At 68.4% G+C, this 16,406-nt stretch carries 14 protein-coding genes; 9 read left to right on the top strand and 5 right to left on the bottom strand.

Annotation, left to right across the window (positions count from 1 at the left end):
* From QZM67_RS09455 to QZM67_RS09445, 3 genes are all read right to left on the bottom strand, one after another.
* Complete coding sequence (locus QZM67_RS09455; protein WP_301802073.1) at positions 1-2,175, bottom strand: hypothetical protein; 2,175 nt, start codon at positions 2,173-2,175, stop codon at positions 1-3.
* Between the two features lie 188 nt (positions 2,176-2,363).
* Positions 2,364-3,776 carry a 3-deoxy-D-arabino-heptulosonate 7-phosphate synthase gene (locus QZM67_RS09450; protein WP_301802071.1) on the bottom strand — a complete coding sequence of 471 codons (1,413 nt, stop codon included), beginning with the start codon at positions 3,774-3,776 and terminating at the stop codon, positions 2,364-2,366.
* A 137-nt stretch (positions 3,777-3,913) separates the two neighbouring features.
* A complete protein-coding gene (locus tag QZM67_RS09445; RefSeq protein ID WP_301802069.1) occupies positions 3,914-4,630 on the bottom strand; it encodes a GNAT family N-acetyltransferase in 717 nt (238 codons plus the stop codon).
* An 85-nt stretch (positions 4,631-4,715) separates the two neighbouring features.
* Between QZM67_RS09445 and QZM67_RS09440 the strand changes: the two genes are divergently transcribed.
* The gene (locus QZM67_RS09440) at positions 4,716-5,621 is read left to right on the top strand and encodes a DMT family transporter (RefSeq protein WP_301802066.1); all 906 of its coding nucleotides are present in this window, start codon (positions 4,716-4,718) and stop codon (positions 5,619-5,621) included.
* Positions 5,622-5,712: 91 nt separating this feature from the next.
* Here QZM67_RS09440 and QZM67_RS09435 read toward each other — a convergent pair whose 3' ends face one another.
* Entirely contained in the window at positions 5,713-6,474 is a 762-nt protein-coding gene (locus QZM67_RS09435; protein WP_301802064.1) for a 2-keto-4-pentenoate hydratase, read from the bottom strand.
* 363 nt (positions 6,475-6,837) lie between these two features.
* On the opposite strand from QZM67_RS09435, the gene QZM67_RS09430 reads away from it, so the two are divergent.
* The 7 genes from QZM67_RS09430 to QZM67_RS09400 all read left to right on the top strand — a co-directional run bounded on the left by QZM67_RS09430 (position 6,838) and on the right by QZM67_RS09400 (position 13,932).
* On the top strand, positions 6,838-8,073 hold the full coding sequence (locus QZM67_RS09430; protein WP_301802062.1) for an ABC transporter substrate-binding protein: 1,236 nt from the start codon (positions 6,838-6,840) through the stop codon (positions 8,071-8,073).
* Positions 8,074-8,143: 70 nt separating this feature from the next.
* Entirely contained in the window at positions 8,144-9,013 is an 870-nt protein-coding gene (locus tag QZM67_RS09425) for a carbohydrate ABC transporter permease (RefSeq protein WP_011349624.1), read from the top strand.
* Complete coding sequence (locus QZM67_RS09420) at positions 9,010-9,912, top strand: carbohydrate ABC transporter permease (protein WP_043192111.1); 903 nt, start codon at positions 9,010-9,012, stop codon at positions 9,910-9,912. The genes QZM67_RS09425 and QZM67_RS09420 overlap by 4 nt, the downstream gene beginning before the upstream one ends.
* Before the next feature lie 4 nt (positions 9,913-9,916).
* Complete coding sequence (locus QZM67_RS09415; protein ID WP_301802058.1) at positions 9,917-10,702, top strand: SDR family NAD(P)-dependent oxidoreductase; 786 nt, start codon at positions 9,917-9,919, stop codon at positions 10,700-10,702.
* Complete coding sequence (dgoD, locus tag QZM67_RS09410; protein ID WP_301802057.1) at positions 10,699-11,844, top strand: galactonate dehydratase; 1,146 nt, start codon at positions 10,699-10,701, stop codon at positions 11,842-11,844. Before QZM67_RS09415 ends, dgoD begins: the two co-directional genes overlap by 4 nt.
* A 31-nt stretch (positions 11,845-11,875) precedes the next feature.
* Positions 11,876-12,955: an ABC transporter ATP-binding protein gene (locus tag QZM67_RS09405; protein WP_301802056.1), complete on the top strand. Its 1,080-nt coding sequence runs from the start codon at positions 11,876-11,878 to the stop codon at positions 12,953-12,955.
* A gap of 71 nt (positions 12,956-13,026) precedes the next feature.
* Complete coding sequence (locus QZM67_RS09400) at positions 13,027-13,932, top strand: SMP-30/gluconolactonase/LRE family protein (protein WP_301802055.1); 906 nt, start codon at positions 13,027-13,029, stop codon at positions 13,930-13,932.
* A 22-nt stretch (positions 13,933-13,954) separates the two neighbouring features.
* On the opposite strand, the gene QZM67_RS09395 is transcribed toward QZM67_RS09400, so the two are convergent.
* Complete coding sequence (locus QZM67_RS09395) at positions 13,955-14,950, bottom strand: LacI family DNA-binding transcriptional regulator (protein ID WP_301802053.1); 996 nt, start codon at positions 14,948-14,950, stop codon at positions 13,955-13,957.
* Positions 14,951-15,269: 319 nt separating this feature from the next.
* Here QZM67_RS09395 and QZM67_RS09390 point away from each other — a divergent pair, with 319 nt between their 5' ends.
* Positions 15,270-16,391, top strand: a complete 1,122-nt coding sequence (locus QZM67_RS09390) for a porin (RefSeq protein WP_175021668.1) — start codon at positions 15,270-15,272, stop codon at positions 16,389-16,391.
* Positions 16,392-16,406 lie beyond the last annotated feature (15 nt).

The raw sequence follows: 16,406 nt of genomic DNA, 5'->3' as shown, positions 1-16,406 counted from the left end.
TTACCAGTAGTAGCGGAGCTTCTGCGCCCACGGCGTGCCCGCGTAGCTGGCCTTCAGCGTATCGAACCAGCGCTTGCGCACGTTCTTCGGCACGTCCTTGCCGCCGCATTCGTTGGAGCCGCCCGGCGCATAGCACTTGATCGCGCGGTAGTACGCGTACGCGCGGTCGTTCGGGTTCGCCTGCGCATCGGCCATCACCGTCACGTAGCTCGACATCCGCTCGTACGGCTTGCCGGCGAACTGCGACGGCCCGGCGCCGAGCGTCGGCGGGATGCGCGTGGCGGCCGTCGTCGATGCGTTGCGTATCCACATCGGCACCGGATCGTTTTCGAGGCCGGGTGCGGGCGGGTGCAGGCGCACGAAATCGGCGAGGCAGTTCAGCCCTTTCGCATCGGCGGGATTCTGCTGGAGCGCCGTCGCAATGTCGTGCGCGGACGGGCACGTATAAGCGTCTTCGTTTTTGGCGCCGGCTGCGATGAACGGCTTCAACGGATCGGCAGGCTTGCCGGACACCAGCGCGGCATCCGCGATGAACTCGGCGTAATGCGAGCGCGTGAGCTCCTTGTACAGCAGCGTGTACAGCGCGGTGTCGCGCATCGCGCCGCCGGCCGCCTGGTTTTGCGCCTGCGCACGCAGCAGGTCCGCATTGGCCGAGCGTTGCAGCAGCACGGCGCGAATCGCGGCGTTCTGCACGGGCGAATCGTCGGCGAACGCGTCGTTGACGAGCCCGGCCTGCTCCAGGTTGATCGCGAGCGCGAGTTCCAGCGCCTCGCGCTGGAAGCGGAATTTCGCCAGCGGGATCAGGTCGCGCCACAGCTGGCGCGCCTTGTCGGTCTGGCCGCTGTCCTCCAGCGCGAACCCGCGCAGTGCCTGCTGGCTCAGGCCGAAGTAGTCGAGCGGCTCGGCGGGCGTCTGCGGCAGCAATGCGAGCGCGGCGTCCGGCTTGTGCCCGATCTGGACATACCAGGTCGCGAGCAGGTAGTCGTAGAGCGCGGGCGCATTCGCGAAGCGCGGCTTCTGCGCCTGCAGGTCGTCCAGCGTCAGCGACTTGCTGCGGCTCGAATCGCTGCTGTTCGACGTGCGCATGTTCAGCAGGTCGATGGTCGCGAGCACGGTCGGCGACTGGATCTGGCTCGGGTCGAAGTCCGCCCCGAACAGCAGCTTGCTGTCGAGTTCGTTCGCCAGCTGGATCAGCGGCACGTTCGACGTCGCCGGCGACCAGCGCGCGAGCGCGTGGCCGTACAGGTCGGCCTGCTGGGTGACGTTCCCGCCGAGCCACGCGACACGCCGCAACAGCCCCGTCGCGGAGGTCGCATAGCGTCCCTGCGGATATACCTTCAGGTAGGTGCGAAACACCGTATTGGCCGCGTCGAGCGATACCTTCGTCACGCGGCCGCGCGACGGTGTGGGGCCGTCGTTGTCGAACACGTTGGCCTGCGCGGCATTCAGCTGCGCGCGCCCGGCCATATAGAGGCCGGTTTCCTTCAGCCACGGGTTCGCGCTGTGCGAAGCGCTCGCGAAGGCCCGGGTCGCGGTGAGGAAGTCGGCACGGTAGAACGCGTTCGTGCCGTCGAGGTACGCAGCGAACTGCTGACCGAGCGGCGACTTGACCGGCGGTTTCGTCCAGGCCGAGGTGCTCGCGCCGCCCGTGGCGCAGGTCTTCTGCGTGATGTCGGCGCGCGCCGCGCGCAAGCGCGCGGCTTCGTCGGCGGGGAGGCCACCGGCACCGCCCAGCGCGTCGTTGAATGCGTCGGCGCCCGCGCTCATGCTGCGGCAGATGCTGCCTTCGCCGTCGGCGTACTGGTTCGACGGTGCTTCGCTATCCGCTGCGTTGCCGGTCTTGTCGGGCTCCTTCTGCCCGATGTAGATCCATCCGGAAAAGTCCATCGGGAACGGCACGATGATCTGGTTGATCCGGTCTTTCGCCGGGATCGTCTTCGGATCCGGAAACGCCTGCGCGACCTTGGTGCTGTCGACCATCATCAGCATCGCGTTGATGCGTGTGTCGTTGGCCGGGCTCAGCATCGGCAGGTTGGCGCAGGAGTAGGTGGTTTGCCGGAGCGTGGTCGGCGCATAGCAGCCGTCGTCGCCGCTGGCATGGGCGCCGGGGATCCAGAGCAGGCTGGCCGCCAGCGCGGCGAACAGGTTTCGGTGCAGCGATGGGTTTTTACGCATTTTTTTCTTGTGCCGGGTGTGGGGCCGCAGCGGCCGAGTCTCTCAGGTGAGGCGATTTCGCCCCGGCGCGTATCGTACCGCACGGGCTGCACGAAATTCGCAGGCGCGCGCTGCGGCCGGGCTCAGCGGCAACCGACGAGCTTAGGTCGGCAAGTCATGTCGACGGCCGGTTCGATCCGGCGCCTGCATCACGCGTATACGCTGCTGGCGACGCCGTCGTCGGCCACATCGTCGATCGCGGCACGCAGGTCGTCGATCGCCACCATCAACTCGCGAACCTGCCGCAACGACGGGTACTGGTGCAGCACGGCATGCCATTGCGGTAGCGTCAGCAGCGCGTGCCAGACGACGCCGAGGCTGCCCGGATCGGCATCCGGCCGCTGTGCCAGCGCGCTCGCGTATTCGAGGCTGGCCTGTGCCGACAGCAACTGCATCCGGCTGGCGGCGCCCAGCAGGCGCGGCGTCGCGTCCGCGGACGCATCGCAGCAATAGAGCACTTCCCGTGGCAGCGCCGCTTCGTCGGTCGTCAGCGCGCGCAGCGACGCGCCGTGCACGCGCACCGTGCCCTGGTGCGTCTCGAACGCATAGATCGTGTCCGGATCGGCCTGCGCGAGCAGGTTCAGGCCGCGCAGCAGCCGCGGCAGATCGGTCGTCGCGGCATCCGCGGACGCTTTCGCTTCGACGAGGAAGCGCACGTTCCACGCAGGCGCCGGGTCATCGCCGCGCGGGCGTTCGAGCAGGATCGCGTCCCATTCGGTTTTCGCGCGATCGTGCCGGCCCGGTATCGACGACGGCACGCGCATCGACGTCACCACCCGGTACGTGCGGCGTGCGTCGACGGCGTCGAGCCTGCTGGCCAGTGCGTCGAGTGCCCGCGCGGCCAGCGCTTCGACGGCAGCGCCACGCTGCTGCGACGCGACGCCTTGCGCGACGGCGACCGTGCTGCCTTCGAGCGGACCTTGGCGAACCCAGAGCGCACGGTAGCGACGGACGTGCTCGTCCGATGCCAGTGCGTCGACGCGCAGCATGCGTTCGAGCGCGGGGCTGTCCTTCAGCTTGACGATGTCCTGCTCGAATGCCGCGTCGGTCGCCATGTCGGGCAGCGCGAGCAGTTGCCGCAATGTGTCGTGCAGGTCGGCCCACGACGCGGCGGTAGCGGCCGCATGCAGCCGCGCGAGCCCGTCGCGTTGCCACGGCCGGGCGCTGCGCTCGAGCTTGGCCGGGTGCGCGATCGCATTGACGGCCGAGTGCAGCGCGCGACGGTCCTGTTCGGCGTGCGCGGACAACGACGCGTATTCGCGCACGCTCGGCGCATCGTGCCGCAGCACCGCGGCCTGGAAGGCGGGATCGCCGGAGTGCGTATCCGTCGCATCGCGGATCATCTGCGCGAGGGCGTCGATGAAGCGCTGCCGCAGTGCCGCGTCGGGCGTCTGTCCGTCGCTTCGCATCCTGCGTGCTTCCTCGATCGCGATCGCGAGCGTGGCGGCCGGGTTCGCGGCATCGGCCGGCGACAGCGCGCGGTCGAGCGGCGGCAGCCGGTAGCGGCGCGCGACGGTGCGCAGTGTTTCGTCGAGCAGGGCGGGAAGCGGTGTCAGCGACATGGTCGGTATCGGCGTGAAAGCGTGCGTGCCAAGGGTTAGGGCGCAGTGCGCACGATGATGTGCAACGTTATCACGCCGGGGCGGGCGGGATGGGGCGCGTGCCGTTGCGAAGGGGCGGCGTGCCACGGCACGCGGCATCAGTCGCGCGCAATGTTCCTGGTCAGCGTCTCGATGGTCAGGCTGTCGTCTCGCGGCACGCCGACGCCTGCGTCGAACGGGTAGCCCATCCGCTCGCCCGTTCGCGTGTAGCCGCGGCGCAGGTAGAAGTCGATCAGTTCGTGGCGCACCGACAGGACGACCATCACGGCGGTTCCGATCTTCCAGTGGCGAACGGCGAATTGCTCGGCTTCGTTCAGCAACGCCTTGCCGAGCCCGCGGTCCTGCATCGACGGCGCGACGGCCAAGGTGCCGAGACAGGCCGCGTTGCCGTCTCGTCTGACTTCGATGCAGCCGGCGATGCTGCCATCGATCTCCGCGACGAGCAGGACGGAGTCCGGTGCCCGCAGCGTCGCAGCGAGCTGTGACGACGTCATTCGCGGGCCGTCGATCAATGATGCTTCATGTGTCCATCCGGCCGCACCCGTCGTCGGGCGGTACGCTGCGTTGACCAATCGGACGAGCGCGTCGACGTCCTGCTCGTTCGCTGCCCGGTAGCTGGCGGCGCGCTTGAGCCCGCCTGTCTTTTCATCCATTTGAGCCCTCGGTGTCCGGTACAACGGTTGGTCCTGAACGTCACGTCGTCCAAGGATAGCCGAACGATCGGCCGGCATGGGCATGGGCCCGGCCTGGCCGAACACCCGGCCATCGACATTTCGCGTTACGCTGAAGCGTTCGCGCCGGGCCACCGGCATCATCGGCTTATGCGGCCCGTGCCGAACGGGCCGATCCCGATCCCGCCGTGGACTGCGAACGCGAATACCCGACATGCAGCAGCCCGTCATGCCCCGCAGCCCGCCCGCCGTCGCGGATCTGCTCCTGCTCCTCACGCTCTCGACGTTATGGGGCGCGTCCTACACGTTCATCCGGATCGGCGTCGAGACGATTCCGCCGCTGACGCTGATCGCCGCGCGGACTTTGATCGCGGGCGCGGTGCTGCTGCTGTGGATGCGCGTCACGCGCATTCGGATGCCGCGCGATCTCGCGGTCTGGCGGCGCTTCTTCGTCCAGGCGCTGCTGAACAGCGTCGTGCCGTTCACGCTGATCGCGTGGGCCGAACGTTCGGTCGAAGCGGGGCTTGCGACGATCCTTAATTCCGCATCACCCGTACTCGCATTCGTCGGCACCTGGCTGATCACGCGCCATGAGCCGCTGACGTCGCGGAAGCTGTTCGGCGTCGTCGCGGGGCTCGTCGGCATCGCGCTGGTGGTCGGCGTCAGCGCATTCGACGGACTCGGGCGGCAACTCGTGCCGCAACTGGCGATCGTCGCGGCGACTGTCTGCTACGCGGGGGCCGCGATCTACGGGCGAGGCTTCAGCGGACTGTCGCCCGCGGCGCCTGCCGCCGGCTCGCTCATCGTCGGGGCGGCCGTGCTGGTACCGGCCAGTCTCGTCGTCGATCGCCCGTGGACGCTTCATCCGTCGGCGCCATCGCTGATCGCGCTGGCAGCGCTCGCGGTCTTCTCGACCGCACTCGCGTTCGTCATCTACTTCCGGCTCGTCCAGACCCTCGGGTCGGTCGGCACGACGGCGCAGGCGTATCTGCGCGTGCCGATCGGCGTTGGCATCAGCATGGCGCTGCTCGGGGAGTCGTTGTCTGCATCGGCGTGGCTGGGGCTCGGATGCGTCGTCGCGGGCGTGGCCGCGATGACGCTGCCGTCACGACCGCGCGGGCAGCCACGCTCCTGATACCCGCCACGAAGCAGGCCGCGCATGGATCGCGGCCATCATGCCGAGGCCAGCGACCGCCCCGGTCAGCCGTGCCCGCGTGCCGCGTGCATCACGCCGTCAACGTCACCGACAGGCTGCCGAGGTCGCCGAAGCGGACCGTCAGCGCATCGCCGAGCGGCACGTCGATCGCGCCCGCGTACGAACCGGTCGTCACGATCTGCCCGGCGCGCACGGCGTCGCCGCGCGAGGCGAGGAAATTGACGAGCCACACCAGCGGCTTCAGCGGATCGCCGTCCGGATGGCGGCCGTCGATCGCGCGGTTCAGCGCGCCTTCGAACGACAGCGCCAGCGTCTCGAGCGGCACGTTCAGCCCGTCGGGCACGACCGGGCCGACGCACAGCCCCTGGTTGAATTGCCCGTCGGCCAGCAGTTCGAACTTCGACGCGCGCGTGGGCTCCGCATAGCGGCAGCCCAGCACCTCGAGCACGATGCGCACTTCGCGGATCGCGTCGCGCACATCCTGTTCGTCGTACGGCTGTTCGCGTGCGGGCAGGTCGCGATCGAGCACGAACGCGATTTCCGGTTCGATCCGCACGATCGGCCCGCCGACCACGCGGTACGGCGCATCGGCCTCGCGGATCGTCGACGCGAAGATCGGCGCGAGGATCACGCGGTCGGGCGGCGGCAGCGCGCATTTCCATCCGCCGATGGGTTCGCCGAGCAGGTCGGCCACGCGCTGCTGGATCGCGAGCGCGGTCTCGACGTTCTCGGGACGCAGCGCATCGGGCAGCAGCGGGCCGGGCGCGCCGGCATGGCGGGCGGCGACGAGATGCTGGGCGGCGCCGTCCACGCGTTCGGTAGTCGTTGTCATGTCGGTTGAGCGAGTTGAAAGTGGGCCGGCAAATAAGGGCCGGACGAAAGTCGCACATCCGATGATAGCGCCTTCGACGCGATGGCCGCTCGATCCGGTTGCGCATGGATGGCTCGCAACCGCCGCGACAGGCCCCCGGGATATCCCCTAGACGATCGGTTCGCCCCGGCGCTTGCACGCCGGGCAGGTTGTGCGACACAATAGGGAAAGCGCTTTCCCAAATGAATCGGACGACGGGGAAACGCGGGCGACTGCGCGACGGATCGCGGCCGCATCGGATGCCGCATGTTCCGATCGCCGCACGCCATCGGCCGTGCGCCACTCGCCGTGCACAACGATTCGACAACAACATGGAGGCAGCAGATGTTCAACAGGCTTCGGGCAGTAACTTTCGCAGTCCTTTCAGTGCTGGCGGCGCAGGTGTGCGCCGCGCCGGTCACGCTCGACGTGACGGGCTGGAAGGGCGGCGGCGCCGAGCCCGCCAACATGGCGGCGCTGATCGCAAGGTTCGAGAAGGAAAACCCCGACATCAAGATCAAGTTCGAGTACATGTCGCGCAACGACACGACGACGGTCGTGTCGTCGCGGCTGCAGGGCGGCAACGGGCCCGACGTGCTGATGGTCGACCGCGAGCTGATGCGGCAGTGGCAGGGCGCGCATCAGTTGCTGGACCTGAGCGGCGAGAAGTGGGTGCCGACGATCTGGCGCGGCGTGCGTAGCCACACGCAGATCGGCGGGAGGACCTACATGCTGCCGATGGAGCTGGTCGGCATCGGTCTGTTCGCGAACCTCGACCTGCTCAAGCGTGCGGGCGTCGCGACGGTACCGACCGACGTCGACCAGTTGAAAGCCGCGTGCGGGAAGCTGGCAGCGGCCGGCATCACGCCGATGCTGCTGCCCGCGAAGGAAGGCTGGGCGCCCGCGGCGCTCGTGATTCCGTCCGGGCTGGCAGCCGGCGGCGGCGATGCGGATGCGCGCGCCGAATCGTTCGTCGGCGCGGGCAGCGCGCGCTTCGCGGCCGATCCGGCGTTCAAGCAGTCGATGGCCGCGCTGAAGGTGCTCGCCGACGCGAAGTGCTTCGTGCCGCGCCTGAACAATGGCGTGAGCGCGTGGAGCACGGGGCTGACCGAATTCCAGGCCGGCCGCGTCGCGATGATGCCGCAGGGCGCATGGAACATCGCGAAGTTCAGCGCGACGAAGGGCCTGTCGTTCCAGTTCGCGCCGCTGCCGGCGCTCGTGCCCGGCAACGGGCCGGTCGCGCTCGACATGCTCGGCACCGCGTGGGCGATCAACGCGGCATCGCACCAGACCGACGCCGCGAAGAAGTGGCTCGCGTTCTGGGCGCGCCCCGACAACAACCGCCAGTTCCTCGACGCGGAAGCCGGGTTCAGTCCGTTCGAAGGCGGCACCGATGCGATGCCGCCGCAGGCGCAGCCATACGCGGCCGTGCAGAAGAACGGGCACGTCGTGCTGTATCCGAAGGGCGTGTGGACCGGTGCGCTGTTCACGGCGATCTGGAATTCGATGTCCGCGTATTTCCTCGACATCGGGCAGGACCCGGCGAAGCTGCTCGCCCGCTGGGATGCGGCCGCGCGATGAACGGCCTGACTGCTGACATTTCCCGTGCCGCGCGAGGGTGCGCGGCGCGGTTTGACGAAGGAGGCACCCGATGAAGCGCAACCGGACCTTGCTGTGGTGCGCCGTGCCGGCGCTCGCGCTGTACGCGCTGCTGAGCCTGTATCCGCTGTTCAAGGCCGCGCGGATGAGCCTGACGGATTTCTCCGGCGTGGGCGACGCGCACTGGATCGGGCTCGCGAACTACGCGGCCGCGTTTCGCGATCCGGCGAGCCTGCATACGCTCGTCGTCACGTTCGCGTATGCGGCGATCGTCGTGATCGTGCAGAACGGGCTCGGGCTGCTGTTCGCGGCGCTGCTGTTCTCGCTGCCCCGGCTGCGCGGCGCGCTGCGGGTCGGGCTGCTGGTGCCGAGCATGTTCTCGGCGGTGATCGCCGGGTTCGTGTGGGAGTACCTGTACTCGCCGCTCGGCGGCGGCATCAACGAGCTGCTGCATCTCGTGCATCTGGACGCGCTGCAGCAGGTATGGCTCGGCGATCCGTCGGTCACGCTGCCGGCCGTCACGGCCGTGCACGTGTGGATGTACGTCGGCTATTCGACGGCGATCTTCCTGGCCGGCTACCTGAACATTCCGTCGGAACTGCACGACGCGGCGAAGCTCGATGGCGCGAATGCGTGGGTGCGCTTCACGCGCATCGACCTGCCGCTGCTCGCGCCGGCCTTCACCGTGAACATCACGCTGAGCACGATCGGCACGCTGAAGACCTTCGAGCTGCCGCTCGTGCTGACCAACGGCGGGCCGGACGGCGCGACGACCACGCTCGGGCTGCAGATTTTCCACAGCCTGTTCAACGACTACAAGTTCGGCTTCGCGAGTGCACTGTCGATGATCATGCTCGCGATCGTCGTGGTGGTCGCCACCACGCAGAACACGATCCTGCGCCGCCGGGAGGACAACCTGTGAACGTCATCCGTCAACGATTTCATGCGGACCGTCCGTCCGCCGGCACGTCGGGCGGCGGGCTGCGCGCGGGGGCGCTGCTGCGCCGCATGCCGGGGTTCGCGCGGCTCGTCGCCGCGATCGCGATCGTCGCGATCGTGCTGCTGCCGACGATCTACATGGTGCTGATGTCGCTGCGCACCGGCGACGACATCATCGCGCGCCCGCTCGGGCTGCCCGACCACGTGTTCTTCGGCAACTACGCGGCCGTGTTCACGCAGATGAACTATTGGCGCAGCGTCGCGAACACGATCGGCATCACGCTCGCGGTCACGTTCCTCGTCGCGCTGCTGTCGTCGCTCGCGGCGTATCCGCTGGCACGCGTGAAGGGCCGGCTGTCGAACGCGGTCTACATCGTGCTGACGCTCGGCCTGACGATCCCGATGTTCGTCAGCCTGACGCCGCTGTACGTGCTGTTCCGCGACCTGCACCTGCTCAACACGTACCTCGGCGTCGTGCTCGCGTACACCGTGCAGAGCCTGCCGCTCGGCGTGTTCTTCTACACGAGCTTCCTGAAGCGCATTCCACTTGAACTCGAGGAAGCGGCGGTGATGGACGGCTGCAGCCCGCTGCAGGTGTACTGGTACATCGTGCTGCCGCTGCTGCGGCCGATCACCGGCACGCTCGCGATGTTCGTCACGCTGTCGGTGTGGAACGACCTCGTCTATCCGCTGCTGTTCCTGACCGACTCGTCGAAGTTCACGATCACGGTCGCGGTGTTCCGCTTCATCGGCACCAACGACATCGATCCGACCAAGCTGTTCCCGGCAGCCGTGATGGGCACGCTGCCGCTGCTCGTGCTGTTCTTCATTCTCCAGCGCAGGATCGTCGCGGGCATCACGGCCGGCGCGGTCAAGGGGTGACATCATGAATCCATTCGAATCGCTCGACGGCCGCGTGATCGTCGTCACCGGCGGCGGCGACGGCATCGGCCTCGGCATCGTCGAAGTGCTCGCGCAATGCGGCGCGCAGGTGGTCGTCGCGGAGAAGAACGCCGCGCGTGCCGATGCGGTGCGCGAACGGCTCGACGGCCGCGACGCGCTGTTCGTCGAAACCGACGTCGCGGACCCGGCGAGCGTCGTTGCGCTGTTCGAGCGCGTCGACGCGCATCACGGCCGGCTCGACGGGCTCGTGAACAATGCGGGCATCACGCTGCACGGCCCGTTCGACGCATTCTCGCTCGACGACTGCGACCGCCTGTACCGCACCAACCTGCGCTCGATGTTCCAGTGTACGCAGCTCGCGGCGCCGCGCATCGCGCGCGCCGGTGGCGGCGCGATCGTCAACATCGCGTCGAATCATGCGGGCGCGAGCGTGCCGGGCTTCGAGATGTACGCGGCGACCAAGGGCGGCATCGTCGCGATGTCGCGTGCGATGGCGACGAGCCTCGCGCCGCAGCGCATCCGCGTCAACACGCTGAGCCCCGGCTTCACGCTGAACGCGCCGATCGGCGCGGCACTCGAGCGCGATCCCGCGCTGCTCGACACGTATCGCGCGCTGCATCCCGCGCAGCGCATCAACGAACCGGCCGATATCGGCCGGATCGCTGCGTTCCTGCTGTCGGACGCGGCGACCGGCATCGCCGGCGCCGATCTCGTCGCCGACAACGGCATGTCGGCACTGCTGTTCAACCGGACCCGTTCCTACACATGAAGATCACCGAAATCGAAACATTTGCGGTCGCGCCGCGCTGGCAGTTCGTCAAGGTCAGCACCGACGAAGGGCTGGCCGGCTGGGGCGAGCCGATCGTCGAAGGGCGTGCGGCCACGACCGCGGCGGCCGTGCACGAACTCGCCGACTACCTGATCGGCCGCGATCCGCGCCACATCGAGGATTTGTTCCAGGTCATGTATCGCGGCGGCTTCTATCGCGGCGGCCCGATCCTGACGAGCGCGATCTCGGGCATCGAGCAGGCGCTATGGGACATCAAGGCGCGCGCGCTCGGCGTGCCCGTCTACGACCTGCTCGGCGGCCCGGTGCGCGACAAGGCACGCGTCTATGCGCACGTGAAGGGCGACACGCCCGACGAGATGGCCGCGAACGCGCGGCAGCTCGTCGAGGCCGGTTATACCGCGCTGAAGATGGGCGTGGTCAACGCGACCGACTGGATCGAGTCGCCGGCGGCGATCGATCGCGCGGTCGCGCGCTTCGGCACGGTGCGCGATGCGGTCGGCAAGGAGGTCGGGCTCGGCATCGACTTCCACGGCCGCGTGCGCCGCCCGGTCGCGAAGGTGCTCGCCAGGGCGCTCGCGCCGTTCGACCCGATGTTCTACGAGGAACTGCTGCTGCCCGAGCACAACGACGCGCTGCGCGAAGTCGCGCGCGATTGCGCGGTGCCGCTCGCGACCGGCGAACGGCTGTTCACGCGCTGGCAGTTCAAGGAGCTGCTGCAGGAAGGCGTCGTCGACATCGTGCAGCCCGACGTGAGCCACACGGGCGGCATCTGGGAGCTGCGCAAGATCGCGGCGATGGCCGAAGCGTACGACGTCGCGGTCGCGCCGCATTGCCCGCTGGGGCCCCTGACGCTCGCGGCGTCGCTGCAGATCGATTTCTGCACGCCGAACGCGTTCATCCAGGAGCAGTCGACCAATGTGGCCTATCACGACGACAACGCGATGTACGCCTACACGCGCGGCATTCCGTTCGCATTCGACGCGGGCTACGTCGCGCGCCCGGATGCGCCGGGGCTCGGCGTCGAGATCGACGAAGAGAAGGTGAGGGAAGCCGCCGCGACGGGGCACCGCTGGCGCAACCCGGTGTGGCGCCGCGAGGATGGCTCGGTCGCCGAATGGTAAGCGGCACGAACGGACGAGGAGAAACGCAATCATGGCAAGTGTGTCGCTCAAGCAGATCCGCAAGCGTTACGACGACGGCGCGGAGGTGATCAAGGACGTCAGCCTCGATATCGAGGACGGCGAATTCATGGTGTTCGTCGGCCCGTCGGGCTGCGGCAAGTCGACGATGTTGCGGATGCTGGCAGGGCTCGAGGAGATCACGTCGGGCGACCTGCTGATCGACGGCCGCCGCGTCAACGACGTGCCGGCCGCGAAGCGCGGGCTCGCGATGGTGTTCCAGAACTACGCGCTGTATCCGCACATGACGGTGTTCGAGAACATGGCGTTCGGGCTGAAGCTCGCGGGTGTCGACGCGGCCGAGACGCGCACGCGCGTCGGGCAGGCGGCCGAGGCGCTGCGGTTGTCCGCGCTGCTCGACCGCAAGCCGAAGGCGCTGTCGGGTGGCCAGCGGCAACGCGTCGCGATCGGCCGCGCGATCGTGCGCAAGCCGGGCGTCTTTCTGTTCGACGAACCGCTGTCGAACCTCGACGCGGCGCTGCGCGGCGGGATGCGGCTCGAACTCGCGCGGCTGCACCGCGAGCTCGGCAGCACGATGATCTACGTGACGCACGACCAGGTCGAGGCGATGACGCTCGGCGACCGGATCGCGGTGTTCAACGGCGGGCGCATCGAGCAGGTCGGCTCGCCGCTGTCGCTGTACGAGCAGCCGGCGAACCACTTCGTCGCGTCGTTCCTCGGTTCGCCGTCGATGAACTTCCTGCCGTGCCGCGCGCAGGGCGGCGCGGACGCACCGCGCTTCGACGTGCCGGGCGGCTCGCTTGCCGCGACGCCGGACGCGTCGCGCACGTGGCCGTCCGGTTCGCTGCAGCTCGGCATTCGCCCGGAGAACCTCACGGTCGGTGCGCCCGGCACGGGGCTCGACGGCCGCGTCACGCACGCCGAGCACCTGGGCGACGCGACGATCGTCTATGTCGAGCTCGCGGGCCACGACCGGCTGCTGTCGGTGCGGCAGAACCGCGACGCGTACACGGTCGCGTCGGGTCAGCCGGTCGGCGTGCGCGTCGACATGCGGCACGCGCACTTCTTCGACGACGCGGGCCGCGCGCTGTAAGGCCGGCTTCCGGCAGGTTCCGCCCGCCGCACCGGCGGGCGGCCGAACGCATGCATAACAACAGAATTTCGATGACGACAGTAAAACTGGTACAGGGCGCGAACGCGATCCTGGGAGAGGGCCCGCTCTGGTGCGAACGCTCGGCGTCGCTCTACTGGATCGACATCAAGCGCACCGCGCTCTATCGCTACACGCCCGGCCACGGGCAGACCGGCTTCTGGCTGCTGCCGGAGCTGGCCGGCTGCGTCGCAGGTGTCGACGACGGGCGGCTGCTGGTCGCGCTGAAGAGCGGCCTGCACCTGTTCGACCCCGCGCACGGCACGCTCGAACGGCTGGCCGACGCCGCGCATGCGCGGCCGTCGCTGCGCTACAACGATGGCGCGGTCGATGCGCGTGGCCGCTTCTGGGTCGGTACGATGGCCGACGACGGCGACGGCCCCGGCGATCTGCATTGCTTCGAGCATGCGCGTGCGTCGCGCGTCGCGGTGGCCGGCTTCGCGTGCGCGAACGGGATGGGCTGGAGCCCGGACGGCACGACGATGTACGTGACGGATTCCGGCCGCCGCACGATCTTCGCGTACGACTTCGACGTCGATGCCGGGCGGTTATCGAATGCGCGGCCGTTCGCGACGTTCGGCGACGCGCGCGGCGTGCCGGACGGGCTCGCGGTCGATGCGGAGGGCGGCGTGTGGTCGGCGATCTGGGACGGCTGGCGGCTGCATCGCTACGCGCCGGACGGCGCGCTCGACCAGGTCGTCGAAATGCCGGTGCAGCGGCCGACCAGCGTCGCGTTCGGCGGCGCCGATCGCGCGACGCTGTTCGTGACGTCCGCATCGGTCAACGTGAGTGCTGACGGGTTGCTGCGCGGGCCGCTCGCGGGCAGCCTGTTCGAGATGCGCCCGGGCGTGGCCGGGCTCGAGCAGCATTGCGTCGCGCGCGCGTGGCTGGGGGACGCGGTCGCGGCCGTGCCGCGTTGATCGGGCAGTAAGCGGCGAACGCTCAGCGGCGGCGCGCGTCGCGCGGCCGCACCGTCGATTCGCGGACGACGAGCCGCGCTTCGAGCATCGCATGCGGGGCGGGCGACTTGCCCGCGAGCGCGTCGAGCAGCGTCGTCATCGCGATTTCGCCGGCGCGCTCGGTTTCGGTGTCGATCGACGTCAGCGTGGGCGACGTAAGCTTGCCGAGTTCGAGGTTGTCGAAGCCGCACACGGCGACGTCGTGCGGGATCGCGATACCGAGCCGTTCGGCCTCCTTGATGAAGCCGGCCGCGATCATGTCGTTGTAGCAGATCACCGCATCGGGCGGCTCGGCCGACAGCATCACCGACGCGCACACACGCTCGCCGTCGGCCACCGTCGCACGCGGCACGCTGAAGGTGCGCAGCGGCAGCCCGGCACGTGCGAGCACCTGCTCGGCACCGGCGCGGCGTTCGTCGTCGCCGCGCGCGTTGGGCAGGCTGATGTACGCGAAGCGCTGGTACTTCTCCATCAACAGGTGCTGCGCGAGCATCTCGCCCGCACGGATCGGATCCGAGTACAGCGTGAGCAGGCCGTCGCGCGGTGCGGAACCGACTGCGACCACCGGCTTGCCGAGGCTCGCGGTCCAGCGCAGGTCGTCGTCGGGCATGCTGGTGTTCAGGATCAGCCCGTCGACGCGCCGGCTCAGCTTGGTCAGCGCGGGCCGCTCGCCTTTGCGGTTCTCGTCGGCGTCGACGATCAGGACGACGAAGTCGTTGCGCTGCGCGATCCGGTTCACGCCCTTGACCATCGCGGTGAAGTACGGGTTGAGAATGTCCTGGATCACGACGCCGACCGCGCCGGTCTGGCCGGTGGCCATCGAGCGCGCGAGCGGGTTCGACTCGTAGCCGAGTTGCTCGATCGCTTCGGCAATGCGGCGCTCGACGTCGGGCGAGAAGCGCTTCGTCTTGTTGATGAACTTCGAGACGGTTCCGATGGAGACGCCTGCGGCGGCGGCGACTTCGTTGATCTTGGCCACGATGAAAGTGAGTGTCAGTGCATTTTGCCGGTGAGCATAGCATGCGCACCGGCGGCGGCGATCGGGCGGCGGCATCGCAGGCGTGCCGCGCGATCGGACTCGGTAGTATCCCTTGGAGGGCCAGAATTTTCTTGAAAAAGCGCAACCGCGCGCCGACAATGAAAACGCTTTCCCATTTCGCGAGCATAGCACGCGTGCCTTCCGCAAGAAACGTAGCGGAAAACGATGCACGACAGCCGCCGCGAAATTTTTTTGCTGTCGAGGGAAAGCGCTTTCCCCAATCAAACGAGACGTGAACGAAAAGAAGGAGGAGATCTAGATGCGACAGTATGGGTGGATCGCGGCGCTGGCCCTGGCGGTGCCGGCGGTGGCGCAGGCTCAATCGAGCGTCACCGTGTGGGGGCGTGTGGGCGGCGACGTGCAGTACCTGAGCGGCGTACAGAACGGCCCGCATTCGACGGGCTCGCGCATTTCGGAAGGCAACGACTGGGGGACGAGCATCCTCGGCATCACCGGCAAGGAGGATCTCGGCGGCGGCAACCAGGCGGTGTTCTGGCTCGAATCGTCGATCAACGCGGCGAACGGCAACTACGGCGGCGGCGTGCTGTTCCAGCGCGGGGCGTGGGTCGGCTTCAAGAACGAGCGCTACGGTTTCCTGCGGCTCGGGCAGGGTTCGTTCATCAACAGCTATATCTGGTCGTACGATCCGCTGCTCGAGGAAAACTATTCGGTCGAGTCGCTGACATCGTACCGGAACGGCCCGAAGCTGTCGAACGGGATCCGCTACGAATCGCCGAAGTTCGGCGGCTTCTCGTTCGCGCTGCAGGCGAACCTCGGCAACAGCTCGAACGGCTGGCTGCGCGGCTCGCCGAACAACGTGGGCGCGACGGGGTTGTCCGACGGCGCGACGGTGGCCTACACGCACGGCGACTTCGAAGTGCGCGCCATCTGGAACGAGATCCGCAACCAGTACGGCCGCGAAGACAACCTGTTCACCGCATCGCAGGAAGCATTCATCGGCGTGCGCGACCGCTTCGGCCCCGCGCTGGTGCAGATCGGCTATACGCGCTACAGCGCGCCCGACACGCCGGCCGGCCTGTCGCGCACCGCGAACTACTACTGGGGCGGCGTGACGTACGACGCGACGCCGTTCCTGCATCTGCAGAGCGCGGTCTATTCGATGAAGATCGACGCGGGCCAGTGGACCGCCGACCACAGCGGCGAAGGGCGCTCGACGATCATCGGCCTCGGCGCGATGTACGACCTGTCGAAGCGCACGTTCCTGTATGCGACGGCCGCACACGTGTTCAACAGCGCGGGGGCGAACCTGGGCGTGAACCCGCAGTCGCCGGGGCTCGGCAACGGCAACGGGCTCGGTGCGTCGCCGATGCCGGGGCACGGGCAAACGGGCGTCTACGCGGGTATCGAGACGCTCTTCTGATACCGGCCTGACGAA

Origin of the sequence: Burkholderia sp. AU45251 (genome assembly GCF_030482905.1) — a bacterium.
Lineage (GTDB): Bacteria > Pseudomonadota > Gammaproteobacteria > Burkholderiales > Burkholderiaceae > Burkholderia > Burkholderia aenigmatica.
The sequence above is the reverse complement of the archived record's forward strand: the minus strand, read 5'-3'. Positions and strand labels throughout refer to the sequence as shown.

Bases quoted from the DNA above. Each gene is read 5' to 3' on its own strand.
- QZM67_RS09455 (WP_301802073.1), bottom strand. From the start codon at position 2,175: ATGCGTAAAAACCCATCGCTGCACCGAAACCTGTTCGCCGCGCTGGCG.
- QZM67_RS09450 (WP_301802071.1), bottom strand. From the start codon at position 3,776: ATGTCGCTGACACCGCTTCCCGCCCTGCTCGACGAAACACTGCGCACC.
- QZM67_RS09445 (WP_301802069.1), bottom strand. From the start codon at position 4,630: ATGATGCCGGTGGCCCGGCGCGAACGCTTCAGCGTAACGCGAAATGTC.
- QZM67_RS09440 (WP_301802066.1), top strand. From the start codon at position 4,716: ATGCCCCGCAGCCCGCCCGCCGTCGCGGATCTGCTCCTGCTCCTCACG.
- QZM67_RS09435 (WP_301802064.1), bottom strand. From the start codon at position 6,474: ATGACAACGACTACCGAACGCGTGGACGGCGCCGCCCAGCATCTCGTC.
- QZM67_RS09430 (WP_301802062.1), top strand. From the start codon at position 6,838: ATGTTCAACAGGCTTCGGGCAGTAACTTTCGCAGTCCTTTCAGTGCTG.
- QZM67_RS09425 (WP_011349624.1), top strand. From the start codon at position 8,144: ATGAAGCGCAACCGGACCTTGCTGTGGTGCGCCGTGCCGGCGCTCGCG.
- QZM67_RS09415 (WP_301802058.1), top strand. From the start codon at position 9,917: ATGAATCCATTCGAATCGCTCGACGGCCGCGTGATCGTCGTCACCGGC.
- dgoD (WP_301802057.1), top strand. From the start codon at position 10,699: ATGAAGATCACCGAAATCGAAACATTTGCGGTCGCGCCGCGCTGGCAG.
- QZM67_RS09405 (WP_301802056.1), top strand. From the start codon at position 11,876: ATGGCAAGTGTGTCGCTCAAGCAGATCCGCAAGCGTTACGACGACGGC.
- QZM67_RS09400 (WP_301802055.1), top strand. From the start codon at position 13,027: ATGACGACAGTAAAACTGGTACAGGGCGCGAACGCGATCCTGGGAGAG.
- QZM67_RS09390 (WP_175021668.1), top strand. From the start codon at position 15,270: ATGCGACAGTATGGGTGGATCGCGGCGCTGGCCCTGGCGGTGCCGGCG.